The following is a 20,595-nucleotide window of genomic DNA, read 5'->3' as shown; positions in this document are numbered from 1 at the left end:
CTCGGGGATCGCTATAAAAAGACCATCTGGTCGGTTACTTTGCCGTCACTCGGGTCGGGTGCCCCGCCTGCGACTGCCGAAGGGTACGGCGAGGAGCACGATGCCGAGCGCCAGCACCGCCAGTCCGCACCAGGAGAGGCCCGGCAGGCGCTCGCCCAGGACCGCGACTCCCAGGACCGCGGCCACGGCCGGCTCGGCCAGTGTCAGGGTCGTCGCGGTCTGGGGGGCGGTGCGGCGCAGGCCCTGCCCGAACAGGCGGTAGCAGAGGAAGGTGGTGACCGCCCCGAGGTACAGGACGACCAGCGCGCCCCGCACGGTCAGCAGACCGCCACCGGCACCCCACAGCACCACCGGCAGCACGAGCAGCGCCGCTCCCCCGAACATCACGCCCAGCACGGCGCCGGAGGCATGCCCGTGGGCGATGAGCCGCCCGCCGACCAGGGCGTACACGGCGTACGACAGCCCCGCGAGGCCCGCCGACACGACACCGAGGACGTCCACGGGGGCGCCGTCACCGGCCAGCCCCGGCCCGAGGACGAGCACCGTGCAGCCGAGGACGGCCGTCGCGGTCGCGGTGGCCCAGCGGGCCGAGGGGTGCGACCGGCGGATGCACCAGGCGAGGAGGCCGGCGAAGACGGGGGCGCCGCCGAGCGCGATCACGGTGGCCACCGCCACGCCCGTGCGGGCCACGGCGGGGTAGAAGGCGAGGGGGTACCCGGCCACCGCGAGGGTGCCCAGGGCGAGCAGCCGGCGCTCGCCACCGGTGCAGGCCCGGGGCAGGGAGCGGCTGCCGGGCGCGGTCAGGAACAGCAGCAGACCGCCGAGGACCAGGCCGGCGGCGCCGATGGCCGCGGCCGGCACTCCGGCGGGGGCGAGGGAGCTCGCGGTCCCGGTGGTGCCCCACAGCACGGCGGCAGTGAGGATCGGGAGCGGCCCGGCGAAGGGGCCTGCACGGCGGGGCCGTGGGCGCGCGGCGGTGCCGAGCGCGCGGGAAGAGCGGGGTGAGGTGTGGTTCGGCACAGTCGTGAACTTCCGTCGTCGAATACCGTCTGCGGACTGGTTTCGATACGGGCGCACGACATGAGCCCCGGGCCGCCTCGGAGGCAGGGCCGGGAGCGTGGGTTCGAGCTGTCAGCGGGTGCGCCCGGTCAGGCGCAGAGCGGCGGCAGAACGACGTGCCAGTAGGTGTTCACGGGAGGATCCTACCGGGGCGGCCCGCCGGCCGGCGTCGACCGGTCCTGTCGGTTCCGTGATCACCGGCAGCCGTCCGCCGCACGTCAATGACATGCTTGACGTCACTTGTCGCATGGTTCGACCAAGTTTTGGCCAACGTGCGTCGATATCGTTTCCCGGTACCCGCCCCTGGGAGAGACTCACCCGCGGAGGGGGGACGAGCACGTCTGTTTCACGCCGGACGTGCCATCCCGCAGTGTCGCGCCGCCTTGGGGAAGGCGGCGAGCAGACAAGCGGAGGAATGCATGACGCAGTCGCTTCCGGGGCAGCGCCCTGCCCAGGAGCAGACGTTCGCCGGACACGGGCGGCCACCCGTCGTCGTGATCGGTGCCGGGCCGTACGGACTGTCGGTGGCCGCCCATCTGCGGGCGGCGGGGGCACCGGTCCGCGTCTTCGGTGACGTAATGGGCAGTTGGCGGCACGCCATGGCCACCGGGATGTACCTGAAATCGACGCCGGACGCGACCGACCTGTCGGCGCCGGAGCCAGGTGGCCGGCTGGCGGACTTCCGGCGCGCGCAGAGCGAGCCGGAGCTGACCGAGCTGACACCGATCCCGTGCGATGTCTTCGTGCGGTACGGACAGTGGTTCCAGAAGCGGTACGTCGGCGAGGTCGAGCCGGTCCGGGTGACGGCGGTCGACCAGCCCGCGGACGGCCCCGGATTCGTCGTCCGGCTGGACGACGGCAAGGAGATGGCGGCCTCGGCCGTCGTGGTGGCGACCGGCCTGAACGGTCTCGCCCATGTCCCGGACGAGTTGCGGCAGCTCGCCCCCGAGGGGCCGGGCCCACGGGCGCGCGTCTCGCACACCAGTCACCACACGGACCTGTCCGTGTACGCGGGACGGCGGGTGGCCGTCATCGGCGGTGGCCAGTCCGCGCTGGAGAGCGCCGCGCTGCTGCACGAGGCGGGCGCCGAGGCGCAGGTCCTGGTGCGCGAGCGGACGGTGCTGTGGGGCATGACGCCCGACCTGGCCCGGCCCTGGACGCAGCGGGTGACCAAACCGGCCTCGCCGCTCGGCACGGGCTGGATCCTGGCCGCGGTCTGCGCGTCGCCCGGTGGTGTGCGGTGGCTGCCCGCGCCGGCCCGGCTGCTGCTGTTCCGGCGGGCGCTCGGGCCCTCGGGCGGCTGGTGGCTGCGGGACCGGGTGGAGGGTGTCGTACCGGTGCACACCGAGCGCCGGGTCACGGCGGCCGCGGTCCGCGGGCCGGAGGTGCGTCTGGATGTCTCCGGTCCCGGGGGCGAGCGTGAGTCCCTTGCCGTCGACCATGTGCTCGCGGCCACCGGTTACCGGCTGGACCTGGACGCCCTGCCGTTCCTGTCTCCCACGGTGCGGCGCGCCGTGGCGTGCGTGCCGGGTTCGAGGGCGCCTGCCCTGCGGGGGACGTTCGAGTCGTCGCTGCCCGGTCTGTATTTCACCGGTTCGCTCGCGGCGCCGATGTTCGGGCCGATGATGCGGTTCGTGGCGGGCACGGAGTTCGCCGCCGTCCGCATCGCCCGGCACGTCGCGGCGGCCGTCTGAGGAGTCCGGCAGCCGGTTCGGGCGGGCCCGTCAGCCGATCCGGGCGAGCGGGTCCGCCGTACCGGGACCGGGCGCCGGAACGTCGTCAGCGGGGACCGCCAGCACCGACTGCCGAATCCTGCCCAGCGCGGCCGAGGGTTCCAGTCCCTGGTCGCGCACCAGGGTGGTGCGCAGTCGCTGGTAGGCGTCCAGGGCGTCGCTCCGGCGGCCCGAGCGGTGCAGGGCGAGCATGAGCTGGCCGCACAGGCTCTCGTGGGTGGGGTGGCCGGCGGCCAGTACGGTGAGTTCGGGGATCAGTTCGCGGTGCCGGCCGAGCCGCAGGTCTGCCTCGATGCGCTGGTCCAGCGCACACAGCCGGCTCTCCTCCAGTCCCCGGATCCGGGCGTGGAGGTACTCCCCCGCGGAGATGTCGGCCAGGGCCGGGCCCCGCCACAGGTCGAGCGCGGCGCGCAGCAGCCGGGCGGCCTCGCGCTGGTCCCCGGCCTCCCTCGTCCGGTATCCCGTGTCGGCGATCCGCTCGAACTCCCGGACGTCGCTGGTGCCTTCACCGCTGTCGAGCAGATAGCCGCCGGGTACGGTACGCAGGACCGTCTTCGCGGTGCGCGCGCCCGCGCCGTCACCGGCCGCCGCCAGCGCCGAGGCGATGAGGTCGCGCAGGTGCATGATGTACGTCTGCAGGGTGGGGCGTGCGCTGCGCGGTGGCCGTCGCCCCCAGAGTTCCTCGGTCAGCGTCCCGACGGTCACCGCACGGTCGGCGTGCAGCGCGAGCACGGCGAGCATCTGACGCGGCTTGGGTGCGGTCGGGATGATGGGGACGCCGTTCTCACGCACGTCGAGAGCGCCGAGTATGCCGATGTCCATGCCGTCCCTCTGCTCTCCCGCCACCGTGGGTGGTGCGGGGCGATTCCTGGGCCCCGAGTCAAAAACGGCGCGGGCGGTTTGTCAAACCGAACTCCGGCCGGTTGGCGCGGTCTTGGTCCGCGACCAGGGGTCGGAGCAGGAGTCGGAGAGCACAACGCCCGCGAACTGGTCGCCACGCGCGGCGAGTTGAGGCAGCACCAGGGACCAGAACTGCTCGACGTGCCGGGGTGGGATCCGGTCGCGGTCATCCGCGCCGAGCACTTCCAACCCGACCGTCGCGGCGACTATCACCGCGGCCGCCCGGTCCGGTGACACCCCTTCGGCCAGCTCTCCCGCACTCTGGGCGCGCAGCAGTTCTTCGCACACCCAGGCACGCCACCAGCAGCCGAAGCCCATGGCGTTCTTGCGGGAGGGATCGACGCTCAGCCTGAAGCCGGCGCGGACGACGACGTCGACGGCGACCGCGCCCAGGACTTCCCGGGTGACCGTGACCAGCAGGTGCAGTGCGGAGGCGGCCGACGGCCGCCGGTCGGCGACCAGTTGCTCGACGGACCGCCGGGCCGCGCTCTCCACCTCGATCGCGAGGGCTTCCTTGTTGGGAAAGTGGAAGTGCAGCGCTCCGGCGCTCACTCCCGCCCGCCGGCTGATCGCGGGCAGCGAGGACAGCACGTACCCGTCGGCGGCGAAGATCTCCGCGGCGGCAAGAACGAGGGCCTGGCGGGTTCGGGCCGCCCGGAGCTGCTTCACCATCGCGTCCCCCTGCTGATCCGGGCGAATCCGGAACTGGGCGATCCGATTCCCCCTGGGCCTGCAACATTCCGATTCGAAAGCCTTGGCAAACAGCATGATAGGTAGGTTTGTCGGTGCTCGGGGCCCGATCGGACTGCTCCGGCAGCCCTCACACGTCACCCGCGGCACGGCTTCGGGGACGTAACAAACCAGGAAGGCGGTTTGGTTCGAGGCTGGTCAGGCCTCGGTGGGTACGGGCGATTCCTGCCGGTGATGCTCGACTTCCGCGACGACCCGCGCGCCCCGGTCGGGCGCGGTGTCCAGCCGGACCAGGGCCGCGGGAGTGGCTATGGCCGGCAGTACGTGGTTGTAGAGGACGGAGATGCGGTCGTTGAGGTCGGTCCAGTCGGAGACCACCTCGGACATGAACTGGGTCCCGATCCAGGCCCCGAGGAAGCACTCGGCGGTCTCGCGCGGCGTGACGTGCGGCAGCACCTCGCCGCGCTCCTTGGCCTCCACGAGCTTGTCCGTCACCAGTTGGGTCCAGGCGGGCCAGGCGCTGCCGAACAGGGAGCGCCCCTGGAGGTCGGCGGACAGCCGTATACCGGCGAGGAGGATGACCTCCTTGGGGATCCGGTAGGCCAGCGTCATGCCGATGTCCACCCACTCCTGGAGCTTCAGCTCGCGCGGGACCCAGTAGTCGTCGCTGATCTGGGCGCTGATCACACCCCGCGCGAGGGCTTCCTTGGAGTCGAAGTGGAAGTACAGGGCGCCCTTGGTGACGCCGGCCCGCTCCAGGATCTCGGAGATCGTCGCCGCCGTGTATCCGCGCTCCGCGAAGACCGCGGCGGCAGCCTCGACAACAGCGCGCCGGGTCCGAATCGCACGCTCCTGACGCGCCATGGGGACCCCTCCTCGGTCAAAACAAAACCGGACGTGACGTACCTTACCCCAATCGGGGGTCGGTATTTCGGCCGCACAATATCGATTCCCGGTCGGCCGCGCCCTGATCCCGCGCCGGTTTCGCGCAGGTCCCGCGCCGGAGCCGGAGCGTCGGCACGGGACCTGCCAGGCAGTTCACCAGGCGGTGCGCCCGCCGTCCACGGTAAGTGTGGCACCCGTGACGAAGCTCGCCTTGCCACCGCACAGCCGGGCGGCGGCCTCCGCGACCTCCTCGGGATCGGCGGCGCGGGCCTGCGGGGCGGAACGGCAGGCACGCTCCTCGTTCTCGGGCACCTCGCGAACCGGTCGTCGGCCATCTCGGAGCGGGTCAGGCCCGGGGCGATGGCGTTCACACGGATGTGGTGGGGGCGTACTCGACGGCGGCGGCCTTGGCCAGTCCGGTCACCGCGCGCTTGGAGGCGATGCAGGGGGCGGCCGCCGAGGAGGCGGCCAGGCCGCCCACGCCGCTGGTGCCGACGATCGAGCCGCCGCCGGTCTCCGGCATGGCCGCGATCTCGCACCGCAGGCAGTCCCACACGTGGCGGCCCCGATGCCGCGGCCGACGCCGGCGACGAGAGGAACCCGGCCCGCCACTGCGACCCCGTCCCCTGCGGTCCCTGCGGTCATCCGGTCACCTCACGCGTGCCGGAGAGGGAGTCGGCGCCCTGCCAGACGGTGCCGAGCCCGGCCTCCCGGTCGAGGGTGCGCAGGCGCTCCTCGTCGATCTCGGCGAGACTGCCGACCAGGTGCCGGACGCCGAGTTCGCGCATCAGCTCGCGCTGGAAGCCGTGTTCGAAGGTGCTGGGGTGGCCGACGAAGGGCACGTCCAGTTCCCTGGCGTGGCCGGCGAAGCGGGCGACGTCGTCGATGAAGAGGACCTGGTGGTGGTCGAGGCCAAAGCGGTCCCGGACGATCTCCCGGATGCCGGGGCGGAAGTCGTTGGTGCAGATGTAGTGCGGTGCGGTGAACAGGTGCTCCCAGGCGCCGAGATGGCGGTGGAAGTGGTCCTCGTCGAGGCCGCCGTAGCAGATGACGTCCAGACCCAGGGCGCGCAGCCGGTGCAGGAGTTCCTCGGCGCCGTCGAGGCTGTGGACCGGGTGGTCGCGCAGGTAGCGCTCGCGCTCGGCGAAGTAGTCGGCGATGGCCTCCTGCTCGCTCACCCCGGCGCCGGTCTCCTCCAGCAGCACCTTCGCGGCCGCGAGCCGGGACTGCGAGAAGAGCCGCTGTTCCAGCTCCCGGGTGTACGCGCCGCCGTACTTGCGGACGAGACGGTACAGAACGGGACTGAAACTGTCGTTGAGCAGGACGCCGTCGATGTTGACGGCGGCGAGGCGCAGGGTGCGCAGTGGTTCCATCCGGGTCTCCCTCTCGCAGGCCGTTCGACAATCATGCAGGGGCTGTCGAGGCAGGGCGCGGTTCGGGCACCGCGCCAGGCGGGCCTAGGCCCGGGGAACTTGGCCAAAAGAGACCGTCGGACAGGTTTTCGCGCGGCGGTCCGGATCCCGGACCCATCGACAACGAGTCGTCGACATCTGCCACTTAGTCCGTTTTTCGCCGTGCCTTCGGCGTGGTTGAGCGCAAAAATACTTGGCCAAACCACCACTGAGCGGAGTCATGCATGGATCGAGTCGAACCACGCTTGGTGAATCCTTTACCTAGTGGCCGACCCGAGAAAACCGGTAGGTCCGTATCTTATAGGCGTCGAACAGAGCTTCAAGCCAACGAAGAGCTATCCGACGGGGGGTTGTCGATGAGTCTGTCCGCCGGCGAGATCGGAGTCGGTCTGCCCGTACTGCCTCGGCTGACCACCACGGTCCCCAAGGAGTACGTCCACCGCGCCTCCCTCGCCGAGGTGTTCCTCACCGGCTGTACCGCCCAGGACGACGGACTGCGGTTCTCCCTCACCGGACAGTGGCCCCGCGCCCACACGTTCTTCAACAGCCCCGACGGTTCGCGCCATGACCCGCTCCAAGCCGCAGAGACGTTTCGGCAGGCCGGCATGTTCGTGACGCACGCGGAACACGGGGTCCCGCTCGGCCATCACTTCGTGCTGTGGTCGCTCAGCTGCCACACCGATCTGGAGCGGCTGCGGATCGCCTCCCGGCCCACCGACTTCGAACTCGAGGTGACCTGCCCGGACTCCGCGCCGCGCGGCCGGGCTTCCGCGCGCCGGATGAGTATCGGGTTCGTCCTGCGCCGGGACGGCCTGCCCGTGGCCCACGGGGAGGGGCGGTACTCCATCGTCACGCCGCCCGTCTACGCCAGGCTGCGCGCCAACCGGCCCGAGAGGCAAGCGGCTTCGGCCGGCCCCGTGGTCGCGGCCGACCCGATGCCACCTGCGGCCGTGGGCCGCACCTCCCCCGGCGACGTGGTGCTGACGGCCACGGACACGCCGGACCGCTGGCTGCTCACCCCGGACCTGGACCACCCGATCCTGTTCGACCACGGCGGCGACCACCTGCCCGGCATGGTCCTCATGGAGGGCGCCCGCCAGGCCGCCTGCGCCCGGCTGGCGCCCGGCGCGCTGATCCCGGCGAGCACGTCCACGTCGTTCAACCGGTACGTCGAACTGGACAGCCCCTGCTGGATCGACATCACGGGGGTGACGGCCGGGGGCGACGGCACGGCGACGGTCGACGTCGTCGGCGTGCAGGACGGCGAGGTCGTCTTCACGTCCGCGGTGAGCGGGCCGGTCGTCCAGGGCTGACAGGGGGCCGCCGCCGGACCCCCGCAAGGGCCTGGCGGCGGATGTCCCACGTGTCAGTGACGGTGGCCGAACGCGTGCCGGTCGTCCGCGTCACGGTGACCGAAGGCGTGACCCTCGTCAGCGTCACGGTGGCCGAACGCGTGCCGGTCGTCCCCGTCGCGGTGACCGAACGCATGCCGGTCGTCCCCGTCACGGTGACCGAACGCATGCCGGTCGTCCCCGTCACGGTGACCGAACGCATGCCGGTCGTCCCCGTCACGGTGACCGAAGCCGTGCCGGTCGTCCCCGTCACGGTGGCCGAACGCGTGCCGGTCGTCCATGTCGCGGCGGTGGTGCAGACCCCAGGAGGCGGAGTCGACGTAGCGCCCGTGCTCGGTGCGCAGGGTGGCGGTGTCGGCGTCGTGGTTCCACACGGAGGAACGGCGGTCCTGATACAGGTCCGTCAGGGTGTCCCGACCTTCCCCGGTGTGGACGCGGACCGTGGCTTCGCCCGCCAGCCGGTAGTGGCGGAAGGTGTAGCTGTGACCGTCGGCGTCCGACAGCGTCCACCCGCTGAGGTTCACGTCCCGGCGGGAGGTGTTGGTGACGTCGACCCACTCCCGGTTCAGGGCGCGGCCGGAGAAGACCGCCCGGCCCTGTACGTCGTGCTGTACGGCACTGATGACGACCGCCTCGCGGTGCGACAGGGCGGGGTGCGCAGCGGTCGCCGCGGCCGGCAGGGCCGTGACACCCACCAGGGCGGCCGCCACGGCGGCGGCGGAACCGAGGCGACGGGCGGTCGCGGAAACGGAAACGGACACGTGGTCCCCCTTCACGGGGTTCGAGCACACTCCAGCCGCGTGCGACGCGAAGCCGCAGGCCGCGAGGGGTGTGTGGGGCTGGTCGGCGGCCGGGTGGCCGCGCATCCACACCTTGCAACCCGGCCTTGCGGCCTTCGGGGCGCACACGGCGCCTATTACGGATCCTTCGCTTTCCTATGACTCTCGCATGTAACGTCCATTTAGTAGTTGAATGGGCGGATTTGACACCTCATCAACCCCTTCCGCCCCGCAGGCAACGGCCTCGGCCACCACCCGACCACTGGGCGAAAAGTGCCCGGCTCACCCGAAAGTGAGTAACAGTCAGCGCCCGATCGGACCCGCGGAGCGGAAGTCGATCTTCTGGGCGTCACCCGGAATTTCCAAACTGGTTAGTAACAAGAGGGGGTCCGAAGAAAGCGTTTGCCGCTACGTTTTGGCGTGCCTCATTGGCATGCCCACAACTCTCAGCGCACACCTCCCCGTAGGAGACACCCCCATGCGCAGACTCGTTGCCTGTCTGGCGGCCGCCGTCGCCGCTCTCGGCGGGCTCACGGCGACGGCCACCCCGGCCGCGGCGGCCGCCTCCGGCACGTTCAGCGTGCTCACGTACAACGTCGCCGGCCTTCCGGAAGGCCTGTCGAGCGCACCCACCCCGCGCGACACCAGCACCACGGAGATCGGCAAGCGCATCGCGCCGTACGACATCGTCAACGTCCAGGAGGACTTCAACTACCACGCGTACCTGTACGCCACCGACACCCACCCCTACCGCACCGCGACCAGCGGCGGCGCGGGCATCGGCAGCGGTCTCAACACCGTCTCCGACTACGCCTGGGACGGGGACGACTTCGAGCGCGTCGGCTGGAACTCCTGCCAGATCGACTCCGGTGACTGCCTGACGCCGAAGGGCTTCACCTTCATGCGCGAGCGGCTCGCCGAGGGCGTCTACGTCGACTTCTACAACCTGCACACCAACGCGGGCACGAACGACGGCGACGAGGCCTCCCGGGCCGACAACCTCAGCCAGCTGACGTCCTTCATCAGCACGCACTCGGCCGGCAACGCCGTCGTGGTGATGGGTGACACCAACACCCGCTACACCCGTACCGCCGACACCATCGCCGAGTTCGCCTCGAACAACGGGCTCACCGACGCCTGGGTGCAGCTGATCCGCGGCGGCAGCGCGCCGGCCAAGGGCAGCGACGCGCTGGTCTGCGACCAGTCCGGGGCGACCGTGCCCAACACCTGCGAGGTCGTGGACAAGGTCCTGTACCGCAGCAGCAAGCTGGTGAACCTCAACGCGACCTCGTACAACAACGAGCACGCCAAGTTCCTGACGTCCGACGGGCTGATGCTCTCCGACCACGACCCGATCACGGTCGGCTTCTCCTGGTCCGAGAACGCCGACTTCCAGCTGAGCGACCAGTTCGGCGGTCCGCACGGCGACTACTACCAGGACATCGACAAGGTGGCCGCCGGCGCCCGCGCCACCAGCATCTCGCTGCGCTCCGGCTCCCGCGTCGACCAGGTCGGCATCACCCTCGCCGACGGCACCGCGCTGACCCACGGCGGCACCGGCGGCACGGCGTCCTCGCTGACGCTGGGCAGCAGCGAGTACGTGACGACGGCGTACCTGTGCGAGAGCAAGTACAACAACACCACTCGCATCTTCTACGCGAAGTTCACCACCAACCTGGGCCGCACCCTCGCCGGTGGTACGACGACCTCGGACTGCGTGACCCGCACCGCCCCGTCGGGCTGGCAGATCGCCGGCTTCCACGGCCGCTCCGGTGACGAGCTCGACAAGGTCGGCTTCATCTACACCAAGCGCTGACCGCGCCCGGCCGGCCGGCGGGCGTCACGAACGGTCCGCCGGCCGGACGGACGGGGGCGAATTCACGATGATCCGCCGGGGCCGAGCTGATGGTCGACGCGGTCCCCTGCGCGGTGGCCGAGGCGGCGGTGCGGGACGGGCCGCTGGTCGGCCGGCTCGGGGTGACCGACGCCCGGGGCATGCCGCTGTGCGCACGGGTCGTATTGCCGGCCGTCGTCCGGAGTGCCGGGAGCGGTCCTCAGCCGAGTGCCTCGCGGTACTCGGCCAGAGCGGTCTCGGTGGCCGTCAGGGGGAAGCGTGCGCCGAGGTGGCCGTCCGGACGGACGACGAAGCCGGTGGGGCCGTCGGGGCGGTAGAGACGGGCGAACTCACCAGCCGTGTCCAGGTATTCGGGGACGAGGGGCACATGGGTGCCGTCCTCCGTGCGAATGGCCAGGACGTCCCAGCCCGGGGCGAGGACGGCCTTGATCACGTCGGTGGGGTCCGCGGCGTAGAGCAGCACGACGTGGTCCGGGCGGCCCCGCAGGATGTCGAGCAGGCGCAGCGGGTAGGCGGCCAGCGGTGTGGTCAGACCGGCGCAGTCCGGGGCGCGGTCGCCGGGTTGCGGAACGTCCGGAGGGCCGTAGGGAGCAGTGGCGAGGGGCCCTTCCCGGTAGCCGACGAGGAGCTGGGCCTCACGGAGCATGATGGTCCGCGGGTCGTCGGGGTCGGCCGCCGTCCCGTGCACGGCGTGGCGTACGGTACGGCCGACGACCTCCTCGCCGACCGGGCGGCGCTCGGCGTCGTAGCTGGCGAGCAGGGCGGGACCGGCCTCGCCGCGCAGGACGAGGGCGAGTTTCCAGGCGAGGTTGCAGGCGTCCTGGATGCCGGTGTTCATGCCCTGGGCGCCGGTGGGCGGATGGATGTGCGCGGCGTCGCCCGCGACGAAGACGCGTCCCTCGCCGTAGCGGTCGACGATGCGGTGGCTGATGCGGAAGACGGCGGACCAGCGCAGCTGGGAGAGGGTCGCCGGCCGGGGCGCGAGGCGGTCGACGACGGCCTGGAGGTCGGGCAGCTCGGGGAGCCTTCGGCCGCCCACCGGGCCGTGGGCCACCGCGTCGGCACCGTTGGTGCCCCTGGCTGTGTCCCCGGTGTCCCCGGTGTCGTCGGCGGCGGGTTCCGGCGGGACCAGCATCGACATGCGGTAGCGGCCCGGTCCGGGCAACGGGATGCAGACCAGCAGGTCGTCGGTGGCGCCGTCGGCACCGCGGTGCTCGGACCTGATGCCGTAGCCGGCCGGCATGTCCCAGTCGGCCACCACGTCGCCGAGCATGTACTCCTCGGTGAACGCCCCGCCCGCGAAGTCGAGGCCGAGGCCCTTGCGGACGGCACTGTGCGCCCCGTCGCAGCCGACCAGGTAGCGGACGCGCAGTTCCTCCTCCGTGCCCGAGGCGGTGCGCAGCCGGGCGGTGACCCCGTCCTGGTCCTGGGCGAAGGAGAGGAGCTCGGTGCCGCGTTCGACGACCGTGCCGAGCCCGTTCACGTACTCCTCGATGATCCGCTCGACCTCGTACTGCGGCAGCGCGGCGAAGCCGTACGGCACCTCGGGCGGCAGCGTCAGCTCGATCCGGCCGGTCTCCGCGCCGTTGACGTAGCTCAGCTGCCCGCGCATGGGCACGGCGTGCTCGACGACGGTGCGGGCCAGGCCCATCCGGTCCCAGAGCTCGATGGTGCGCGGCTGGATGCCGACGGCCTTGGCGTACGGCAGCCGGGCCGGCAGCCGGTCGACGAGACGGCAGTCCGCACCGTGCCGGCGGAGTTCGGCGGCGGCGCTCAGCCCGACCGGGCCGGCGCCCACGATCAGGACGTCGGTTGTGTGCGTCACGGGCGTCTCCCAGCAGGTAGCCCCGGACCGGTTGCGTCCCTCCATGGTCGCCCCGCTGCGGGCGGGCGGCGAGCCGAGCCGCCGCCGGCCCACGGCGCGGCCGGGTGACCGGGTTGCTACGGGTGGCTGCCGTAGGTCCGCAGCTTGCGGTAGAGCGTCGCGCGGCCGATGCCCAGGGCGGCGGCCGTCCGGGCCTTGTTCCCGCCGTGGCGGCGCAGGGCCTCCAGGATCGCGGTGCGCTCCGCGTGCTCCATGGGGCTCAGCGGGCGTCCGGCGGATCCTTCGCGTACGGGGTCGGGCAGTTCGGCGCGCCGGACCGGCCCCACCACCCGGCGCTGCTGTGCCAATGACCGTACGACATGGGCGAGTTCGGTGACGTTCCCGGGCCACGGGTACCGCTCCAGGGCGCGCCGGGCGTCGAGTGACCAGGTGAGCGGAGGCTGCCCGGGTTCCGTCGCCGGGGTCACGGCGGTAAGCAACTCCCTGATGTCCTCGGGGCGTTCGCGCAGTGCGGGCAGGGTGACCGAGCGGGCGGCCAGGGTGTCGAGGAGACGCTGGAGGCAGGGGCCGGGTGGCGCTCCCGGGGTGTAGGTGACCAACAGGGCTGCGGTGGGCCGGGCTTCGAGGTGGGCGACGATCGCCGCCACGTCCGGCTGTGCGAGGCGTTCGGCGTGGCGCAGCACGAGACTGCCGCGGGGGTCGGCCGGCAGGGCCTCGTGCACGTCCCCTTCGGCTGCGTCGACGACGAGCGGCTCGGTTCCGCCGAGCAACTCGCGGGCCAGGGAGGTCTTTCCGGTGCCGCGTTCGCCGACGAGCAGTAAGGGGGCGCGGGTGGTGGCCAGTTGGGCGGCGCGCTCGGTGGCGTGCCGCCAGGGCACCGAGTGCCCGGCCAGCGTGGTGTGCGGGCGTCCGGCGGGGGCTGCGGGGGCACGGCCGTACGCCGGTTCCAGTACGGCGACGGCGCCGACGGTCTCGCCCAGGTGGCGGACGACCTGGACCGTGGCTCCGCACGGGAGCCGGGATCCGGGCGCGTCCTCGCGCAGCTCCGTGTGGACGGCCCGTTCCAGGTCCTCGATGTCCCGGGCCGCCAGCAGCCGGCCCGCGGCCTCGCTCACCAGGCGGCTGTGCCCGGCGAACGCCACCACGGGCCGGTCCTGCTGCGCGCAGGCCGTGAGGTAGGCGTCGAGCAGGGCCCGCTCCGGCGGACGGGTACGCGCCCGCAGTTCCGCCTCCACCACCGCGGCCGTCGCCTCGGCCAGGGCCGACTGCGGGTGCGGTGCGCAGCCGCCGCACAGGGCCGAGGCCACGGTGACCGTGCCGACCGGCCTGCCGTCGCCGGGGGCCCGCAGCGGCACGCTCACCGCGGAGACCTCCTGTCACATGTCCAGGAAGTGCTCGGGTCCGTGCACTTCGGCGCGGTCGCCGGTGCGCAGGGCCAGGGCCGCGCTGTTGGGGCCGACGCTCTGCTCGGAGAGGTCGGGGCAGAGCGTGTCCCGGGGGGCGTGCCCGGCGGACCAGAGCACGCGGAGCCGGGCATCGGTGAGAAGAAGGGTGGCGTCCTCGTGGTCGAGCACCGGGCCGAGTCGCTCGAGGACCGGCCGGGCCGCTTCAAGCAGTGCGGGGTCGGGCCGCTGCGGGGCGCGGCCTTCGAAGGAGGCCGCGGAATCGTGCCGTACGCCGTGGAAACGGGCGCGCCGCCAGGCGGCCGCGACCTCGTCCGGCACGTCCGCCGGCAGCGGGTGCCCGGCGAGGAAGCGGGCGCGGGCCCGGCGCAGTTGGCTGAGCGCGGGGCGGGCCGAGGGCTGCCGGCCGGCCGAGGGGGGATGCTCTGCGGTGGTCATGGCGCCCCTCACCGTACCGCGAACGGTTGAACGGGCAACGACCGGCGTGCCCCGCGGGGTTCCGCCGTACACGGCATGTCTCGGATTGAGACACCCACGGCCGCCCGCAGCGTTTCATGATCTTGAGCGGTCGGTTTCCCCAGGCCGCCGCCGAGAACACGGAGGCGTTGTTGCGCGAGGCGCCGGGGCACATCCGCGGCCGCGCCTGACAGTCGAGCCACAACAGGGGCGGACGACGGCCGTACCGCCCCTTCTCCCCCCACACACACGACACGAAAGGTGAACAGCATGGCCCTCGGGCTGCTCAGGCGCCGGTGGTCCAAGGACGCCCCGGCCCGTTCGGCGGGACTCACCCTGCCCCTCCCGCCCGGTGCGGGCGGGGTCGCCCGGACCGTCCTGGACCCCGTCGACCAGCCGCTCGGCGGCGCCGACGTCACGGTCACCGCGCTGGACACCCACCAGGTGGCGGCCCGGGGCACGACCGATCCCTTCGGCTTCTTCATGGCAGCCCTGCCGCCCGGGCGCTACAGCATGCTGATCGTCGCCGAGGGCCTGGACCCGCACCGGGAGACCGTCGAGATCGTCGCCGACGGCTGCCCGGCGCCCGCACACATCCGGCTGCAGCCGGCCCGGCAGCTGCCGCTGCCGCCGACCGGCGGCTGGGTCTTCGATCCGCCGCACACCGCGATCCGGTTCATCGCCAAGCATGTCGGCATGGCGCACGTCCACGGCCGTTTCGAGCGTTTCGACGGTGCCATCACCGTCACCCCGGACATGAGCCAGTCGACCGTCCGGGTGCGCATCGACGCGTCGAGCATCAACACCGGGAACACCACCCGCGACAACCATCTCCGTTCCGGGGACTTCCTGGACGTCGAGCGGTACCCCTACATCGACTTCGCCAGCACGCGCTTCGCCTACCGGGGCGGCAGCAGGTGGACACTCCTCGGCACCCTGACGATGCACGGCGTCAGCCGTTCGGTGTCGCTCGACACCACCTACCTGGGCACGGTCAACGGCGGCTACGGCGAGGAGCTGCGCTGCGCCGCGCTCGCCACGGCCGAGCTGCACCGGGAGGACTACACCCTCAACTGGCGGTCGATGCTGGCGCGCGGCATCGCGGTGGTGGGTCCGACGGTGCAGCTGGAACTGGACGTGCAGGCGATGTACCGCTCACCGGAGACACCCACGCCGCCGGAGTGACGGTGCGCCGCGACCCCTCACCTGTTTGGGTGAAGACACCTGAGAGGTCGGGTCGTACGGTCTGGGTGGACCGATGACCGGCGCCGCCGGCCCTTCGAGGAAAGGTGCCCAGGAGCCTTGGCCATTGAATATGTCCTACGCACCGCCCTTGAGCGGCACATAATCAGTACCCGACGGCACTTCACGGATGTCATCCGGGACATCCGCGCGGAAATCGACGCCCGGGAGACGGCCGGCGGGCAGGCCGACCGGCTGGCCATGGCCCGGTGCGGAGAAGTCGGTCCGGACCGGGCCTCCGTGCTCGCCCCCGGGGTGAGCCGCCTGGTCCGTCTGGCTCTCGACAAGCCCTCGACGACCGCGGAACTGGCCCGGACACTGCCGGACGTCGGCTTGTACTGTCCCGTGTCGGTCCTCGTGCAGCAGATCACCGACGGCGGAACACGGCTGAGCTACGACTCCGTCGCCGGCGCGATAGCCGTTCACCAGGACGAAGCCGCCACAGCGGTCGCCCAGAGCTTCGACATCGAGATCCTGGAACTGCTGCGTCGCGTCGCGAACCGGGACTGAGTCCCGGACCGCACGAAGCAGTCGCCGCTGTCCGCTCCCTCAGGGCCTCACGATCGCCGACCTGCCCGTCCCGGCATAGCGTGGTAGGGCACCGATCGGCTGAAGAGCCCAACGGAGTGATTGCCATGAACGAGACCCGGACCGAGCGGAACAAGGCCGTCGTTGTCGAATTCCTGACGACTGCGTTCAGTACCAAGGACTTCGCTTCGCTGGACCGGTACGTGCACCCGGACTACATCCAGCACAACCCGTTCATCCCGCCGGCGAAGGCCGGACTGCGCGGATTCATCGCCGGACTGCCCGACGACACCCGGTACGAGCCGGGCGCGATCATCGCCGAGGGCGACCTGGTCATGGTCCACGGCCGGTACTCGGGCGGCGCCGACAAGCCCCTCGTCGGAGTCGACATCTTCCGTTTCGAGGACGGTCTGGTGGTGGAGCACTGGGACGTCCTGCAGAACGAGGTAGCCGCGCAGGACACCGTGGCCGGCAATCCCATGTTCACCAACCCGCAGACCGGCGGGGCCGGTCGACCGGCCTGAAGCGCACGTGGCCGAGTAACGCCGGCCTTCGGGACTGCCCTTCAGGGGGGCCGACCCGGCCGTGGTCCGGGACGCAGAAACCGCTGTCCGTGCTCCCGCCCGCCGCCATGCGTCAGCCCGCCGGGACCAGCCCTGTCCGTTCGCCCCGCCGAACGCACCAAGGGGCACAGGCCGTCTCCCTCAACATCCGTGCGTTGACCACCGATGGTTTTGGTTGAGCTTTGTACCATTTCGGAGAAACCGCTTCACCCAAACACCGGTCGATCGCGATCGCTGGGTGTTAGAACTTGGCCACATAACGTCGGGCCACACACGGTCCTGCACACCATCCCTGTTGTGAAAAGGGACGATCTTGTCCAAGTCCAGACCTCTGACCGGCAATTGGCGCGTCGCAAGACGCCTCCAGGCCATTCTGCTCATCCCCGTACTCGTCGCCCTCGGCCTCGGCGGCGTCCGGGTGAAGAACTCGATCGGCACCCTGCAGGACGCCAACGACGCGGTGCGCGTGGCGGAGTTGGTGCAGGCGGCGAACGCCTACGCCAGTGACGCGATCAACGAGCGCGACGTGTCGGTCATCCCGCTCCTGCAGGGCAAACGGGACGCGCCCACCGTGGTGGCGGCCCGCAAGGTCACCGACGCCGACGCGAAGGCGTTCGACACGGCGGTGGCCCGGGCACCGAAGACCGCGGGCCTCGCCCGGCGGATCGAGCTGGTGCGGGAGGGCGAGAAGCAACTGCCGACGGTACGGGCCAGCGCGTTCACGGCCAAGGTGTCCGGGGTGCAGACGGAGGAGAGCTACCACGCCGTCCAGCACCCGCTGATGGAGATCTCCAACGAACTGGGCTTCGGCAGCAACAACCAGGCGAGCTTCGGGCGCACCCTCTACGCCATCTCTCTGACCCAGGCGGCCGAGTCCCTGGTGCGCGCCATCGGCACGCATCTGCTGGTCGAGGACCGCGACGCGCTCGCCGACGGCGAACTCCAGACCCAGCTCGGCTCGTTCAGCTCCTACGTCTACCTGGAACAGGTGGGCCTCCAGGAGTACGCGGGCGCCGGTACCGCCGGGGACATGACCCGGCTGCGGGCAGCGCTGGCGGACGCGCAGCAGAAGGGCGCGCAGCAGACGGCCAAGGCCGCCGAGGAGGCCAAGGCGGCCGGGCAGACCTTCGTGGCGCCGCCGGCGCTGACAAAGATGATCAACGCGATCGCCGCCGGGACGCCGACCGACCAGCTGGCCGCCGAGGGCATCACACCCGAGTCGTTCTTCGCGGCGTCCGCGCTCTCCTTCGACGCCTACCGCGGCATCGAGGTCCATCTGACCGACACGGCCCTGGCCAGTGCCCGCAGCATCGCCGCCGACGCCAGACGGGACGCGATCACCAACGGCTCCGTCGCGCTCGGCGCCGTTCTCGTGGCCGTCCTGCTCGCGGCGTGGGTGGCCCGCACGATGAGCCGGGGCATGCGCAGGCTCAGTGCCTCGGCGATGGAGATCGCCGAGCAGCGGCTGCCGGCGGTGATCACCCAGTTGTCGCTGGCCGTTCCCGGCCAGGTCGACACCAAGGTCACGCCGATCCCGATCACCACGACCGACGAGATCGGCGAGGTCGCCCGTGCCTTCGACCACGTGCACCGGGAGGCGGTCCGGCTGGCCGCCGAGCAGGCCGTGCTGCGCGGCAACGTCAACACGATCTTCACCAACCTGTCCCGCCGCAACCAGTCGCTGATCGAGCGCCAGCTCACCCTGATCACCGAGCTGGAGGAGCGCGAGGCCGACCCCGAGCAGTTGTCGAACCTGTTCAAGCTGGACCACCTGGCCACCCGGGTGCGCCGCAACGGCGAGAACCTGCTCGTGCTCGGCGGCGAGCGCCCCACCCAGCAGTGGGACCACCCGCTCCCCCTGGTCGATGTCATCCGGGCGGCGGCCTCGGAGGTGGAGCAGTACGAGCGGATCGAGCTGGCGGGCATCCCGGAGGCCGAGATCCACGGCCGTGCCGTCACCGACCTGGTGCATCTGCTCGCCGAGCTGCTGGAGAACGCCACCTCGTTCTCCTCGCCGCGCTCCACGGTCCGGGTCACGGCGACCCGGCTGCCGGACACCCGGATCATGGTCGAGATCCATGACAAGGGCATCGGTCTGGTGCCCGAGGACTTCGCGCTGATCAACCACAAGCTGGCGAATCCGCCGACCGCCGACGCCGACGTCTACCAGTACATGGGGCTGTTCGTGGTGGGCAGGCTCGCCGACCGGCACGGTATCCGGGTGCAGCTGCGGCCGGCCGCCGGGGAGTCCGGTACGACCTCCCTCGTCATGCTGCCCGGCACCATCACCTGGCGCAGCGGCACCGAGTCCGACGCCGACACGCTGGCCCTGGCGGCCTTCAAGGCACGCGCCACGCCCGGGCTGGCCGCCCTGCTCGCGGAGGGGCCCGCCGACCCGTTCGGCGGGCACGAGGCGTGGGACGACGGCATCCCGGCATCCGGCCCTGCCACACCGTTCGGCTCTGCCGCGCCGTCCGGTGGTCCCGGCACAGCAGGTGCTCCGGCCACCGGTGGGCCCGCCGCCTCCCGTGGTCCCGCCGCGCCGGACGTCCCGGCGCAGGCCGGACCACCCGCGTCGTCCACGTCATCTGCGTCGTCCGGGCGCCCCCGTCGCGCCTCCAAGCGCGGCCGGCGCCCCGCCAAGGACGGCTGAGCCGCCGGCACCTGCGGGTCAGGGCGGCGGCACCGGGCGCAGGGCCCGTGCCACCGCCCAGATGACGGAGATGAACGGCACGGCCACGACGGCGCCGATCACCCCCGCGACGATGCTGCCGGCGATGACGGACACGGCGACGACGAGGGGGTGCAGCCGCACCGCCCAGCTCATCACCAGCGGGTGCAGCACATGCCCCTCCAGCTGGCCGATCACGACGATGAGCACGAGGACGGCGGCGGCCGTGAGCGGACCGCGCCCGGCCAGCGCCACCACCGTGGCCACGCTCAGCGCGACCGGTGAGCCCACCAGCGGGACGAACGCGGCGAAGAACTCCAGCAGGGTGAGCGGCAGCGCGAGCGGCACCTGGAGCACGAGCAGGGCGATGCCGACGAGGACGGCGTTGGCGGCGGCCACGATGATGATGCCGCGGGTGTATCCGGCGAACGTCCGCCAGGCCGCGTGCCCCGCCCGGTCCCAGGCGCTCCGGGCGCCGGCGGGCAGCAGTTCGCGGCTCGTCCAGGCCCACAGCCGTTCGCCCGAGTGGATGAAGAACACCGAGGTGAAGAGTGCGAGCGCGCCGCCGGTGATCAGTTCGACGAGGGTGCCGAAGCCGCTGAGCGCCCTGCTGGCCAGGTTGGAGCGGTGGGACTGGATGTAGTTCACGATCTGCTGCTGGAGATGCGACAGGGCGCCCGGCCCGAGCCGGAAGGGCGGGCGCTGCAGCCAGACCTCGATCCGGTGGATGCCGCCGCGGAACTCGTCGGCCAGCGTCGCCGACTCCTGCGCCACCGCGTTGCCCACCAGGGCCAGCAGACCGAAGAAGACGCAGATGCTGCCGACCAGGCTCACGGCGACGGACAGCGGCCTGGGGAGCCACCGGGCCAGCAGGTCGGCGAGCGGGCGCAGCACCGAGGTGATGACCAGGGCCAGGAACACGGCGACGGCGATCAGCTGGAAGCGGCCGAGGATGACGAAGACGCCGTAGACGACGATGCCGACCGCGATGAGCCGCCAGGCGTAGGCGGCGGCGACCCGGAGGGCGGGGACGACGATCGCGCTGACGGAATCGGAGGCGCGCGGGTCGTGGAGCCGTTTCGGGAGCCGGATCGCGCGTGCGGTCCGAGTGTCCGGTGCCGTGCCCCGCGGGCGGCGCACGCGGCGGCCCCGTCCGGCCGCCGGCCCGCCCGCACCCGCCACCGTGCCTCCCGTTGCCGGCCTCCGTCGCGCCTCCGTCACCTTCAATGCACGTTAGGGGCA

At 71.8% G+C, this 20,595-nt stretch carries 20 protein-coding genes; 8 read left to right on the top strand and 12 right to left on the bottom strand.

The genetic code is table 11. The features are described from left to right. Positions 1-45: 45 nt before the first annotated feature. Complete coding sequence (locus tag ACFWPS_RS42490; RefSeq protein ID WP_383716293.1) at positions 46-1,020, bottom strand: DMT family transporter; 975 nt, start codon at positions 1,018-1,020, stop codon at positions 46-48. A gap of 458 nt (positions 1,021-1,478) precedes the next feature. On the opposite strand from ACFWPS_RS42490, the gene ACFWPS_RS42485 reads away from it, so the two are divergent. Further along, on the top strand, positions 1,479-2,753 hold the full coding sequence (locus ACFWPS_RS42485; RefSeq protein WP_383716290.1) for an FAD-dependent oxidoreductase: 1,275 nt from the start codon (positions 1,479-1,481) through the stop codon (positions 2,751-2,753). A gap of 30 nt (positions 2,754-2,783) precedes the next feature. Here the strand turns inward: ACFWPS_RS42485 and ACFWPS_RS42480 are convergent, their stop codons facing one another. The 6 genes from ACFWPS_RS42480 to ACFWPS_RS42455 form a co-directional block, all read right to left on the bottom strand. Next, a complete protein-coding gene (locus ACFWPS_RS42480; protein ID WP_383716288.1) occupies positions 2,784-3,614 on the bottom strand; it encodes a BTAD domain-containing putative transcriptional regulator in 831 nt (276 codons plus the stop codon). 81 nt (positions 3,615-3,695) lie between these two features. Beyond that, on the bottom strand, positions 3,696-4,364 hold the full coding sequence (locus ACFWPS_RS42475) for a ScbR family autoregulator-binding transcription factor (protein WP_383716285.1): 669 nt from the start codon (positions 4,362-4,364) through the stop codon (positions 3,696-3,698). A gap of 216 nt (positions 4,365-4,580) precedes the next feature. Further along, positions 4,581-5,246 carry a ScbR family autoregulator-binding transcription factor gene (locus ACFWPS_RS42470; RefSeq protein WP_383716282.1) on the bottom strand — a complete coding sequence of 222 codons (666 nt, stop codon included), beginning with the start codon at positions 5,244-5,246 and terminating at the stop codon, positions 4,581-4,583. A gap of 174 nt (positions 5,247-5,420) precedes the next feature. Further along, positions 5,421-5,579, bottom strand: coding sequence for an SDR family oxidoreductase (locus ACFWPS_RS42465; protein WP_383716280.1), 159 nt, complete (start codon positions 5,577-5,579; stop codon positions 5,421-5,423). 55 nt (positions 5,580-5,634) lie between these two features. Next, positions 5,635-5,790 (bottom strand): hypothetical protein, encoded by a 156-nt coding sequence (locus ACFWPS_RS42460; protein ID WP_383716277.1) that lies wholly within the window; start codon positions 5,788-5,790, stop codon positions 5,635-5,637. Positions 5,791-5,908: 118 nt separating this feature from the next. Continuing rightward, positions 5,909-6,640 (bottom strand): HAD family phosphatase, encoded by a 732-nt coding sequence (locus tag ACFWPS_RS42455; RefSeq protein WP_383716274.1) that lies wholly within the window; start codon positions 6,638-6,640, stop codon positions 5,909-5,911. 395 nt (positions 6,641-7,035) lie between these two features. Here ACFWPS_RS42455 and ACFWPS_RS42450 point away from each other — a divergent pair, with 395 nt between their 5' ends. Beyond that, positions 7,036-7,992: a ScbA/BarX family gamma-butyrolactone biosynthesis protein gene (locus ACFWPS_RS42450; RefSeq protein ID WP_383716272.1), complete on the top strand. Its 957-nt coding sequence runs from the start codon at positions 7,036-7,038 to the stop codon at positions 7,990-7,992. A 53-nt stretch (positions 7,993-8,045) separates the two neighbouring features. Here ACFWPS_RS42450 and ACFWPS_RS42445 read toward each other — a convergent pair whose 3' ends face one another. Continuing rightward, positions 8,046-8,792 carry a lamin tail domain-containing protein gene (locus ACFWPS_RS42445; protein ID WP_383716269.1) on the bottom strand — a complete coding sequence of 249 codons (747 nt, stop codon included), beginning with the start codon at positions 8,790-8,792 and terminating at the stop codon, positions 8,046-8,048. A 496-nt stretch (positions 8,793-9,288) separates the two neighbouring features. Here ACFWPS_RS42445 and ACFWPS_RS42440 point away from each other — a divergent pair, with 496 nt between their 5' ends. Next, positions 9,289-10,626, top strand: a complete 1,338-nt coding sequence (locus ACFWPS_RS42440) for a jacalin-like lectin (protein WP_383716267.1) — start codon at positions 9,289-9,291, stop codon at positions 10,624-10,626. Between the two features lie 89 nt (positions 10,627-10,715). After that, positions 10,716-10,982: a DUF5990 family protein gene (locus ACFWPS_RS42435; protein ID WP_383716264.1), complete on the top strand. Its 267-nt coding sequence runs from the start codon at positions 10,716-10,718 to the stop codon at positions 10,980-10,982. On the opposite strand, the gene ACFWPS_RS42430 is transcribed toward ACFWPS_RS42435, so the two are convergent. From ACFWPS_RS42430 to ACFWPS_RS42420, 3 genes are all read right to left on the bottom strand, one after another. Then, positions 10,865-12,535 carry an FAD-dependent monooxygenase gene (locus ACFWPS_RS42430; RefSeq protein WP_383716262.1) on the bottom strand — a complete coding sequence of 557 codons (1,671 nt, stop codon included), beginning with the start codon at positions 12,533-12,535 and terminating at the stop codon, positions 10,865-10,867. The genes ACFWPS_RS42435 and ACFWPS_RS42430 overlap by 118 nt on opposite strands. 71 nt (positions 12,536-12,606) lie before the next feature. Further along, positions 12,607-13,851 (bottom strand): helix-turn-helix domain-containing protein, encoded by a 1,245-nt coding sequence (locus tag ACFWPS_RS42425; protein WP_383716260.1) that lies wholly within the window; start codon positions 13,849-13,851, stop codon positions 12,607-12,609. 15 nt (positions 13,852-13,866) lie between these two features. Next, a complete protein-coding gene (locus ACFWPS_RS42420; RefSeq protein WP_383716257.1) occupies positions 13,867-14,331 on the bottom strand; it encodes a hypothetical protein in 465 nt (154 codons plus the stop codon). Positions 14,332-14,619: 288 nt separating this feature from the next. Here ACFWPS_RS42420 and ACFWPS_RS42415 point away from each other — a divergent pair, with 288 nt between their 5' ends. The 4 genes from ACFWPS_RS42415 (at position 14,620) to ACFWPS_RS42400 (ending at position 19,335) form a co-directional block, all read left to right on the top strand. Further along, positions 14,620-15,534, top strand: a complete 915-nt coding sequence (locus tag ACFWPS_RS42415; protein WP_383716254.1) for a YceI family protein — start codon at positions 14,620-14,622, stop codon at positions 15,532-15,534. Between the two features lie 117 nt (positions 15,535-15,651). Next, positions 15,652-16,101: a hypothetical protein gene (locus ACFWPS_RS42410; RefSeq protein WP_383716252.1), complete on the top strand. Its 450-nt coding sequence runs from the start codon at positions 15,652-15,654 to the stop codon at positions 16,099-16,101. A gap of 125 nt (positions 16,102-16,226) precedes the next feature. Continuing rightward, entirely contained in the window at positions 16,227-16,643 is a 417-nt protein-coding gene (locus tag ACFWPS_RS42405; RefSeq protein ID WP_383716249.1) for a nuclear transport factor 2 family protein, read from the top strand. A gap of 352 nt (positions 16,644-16,995) precedes the next feature. Continuing rightward, complete coding sequence (locus ACFWPS_RS42400) at positions 16,996-19,335, top strand: nitrate- and nitrite sensing domain-containing protein (protein ID WP_383716246.1); 2,340 nt, start codon at positions 16,996-16,998, stop codon at positions 19,333-19,335. Between the two features lie 18 nt (positions 19,336-19,353). Here ACFWPS_RS42400 and ACFWPS_RS42395 read toward each other — a convergent pair whose 3' ends face one another. Continuing rightward, on the bottom strand, positions 19,354-20,580 hold the full coding sequence (locus tag ACFWPS_RS42395; protein ID WP_383716243.1) for an AI-2E family transporter: 1,227 nt from the start codon (positions 20,578-20,580) through the stop codon (positions 19,354-19,356). Between the last annotated feature and the right edge of the window lie 15 nt (positions 20,581-20,595).

It is taken from the genome of Streptomyces sp. NPDC058457, assembly GCF_042720695.1.
Lineage (GTDB): Bacteria > Actinomycetota > Actinomycetes > Streptomycetales > Streptomycetaceae > Streptomyces.
This window is presented reverse-complemented; position numbering and strand designations above follow the sequence as displayed.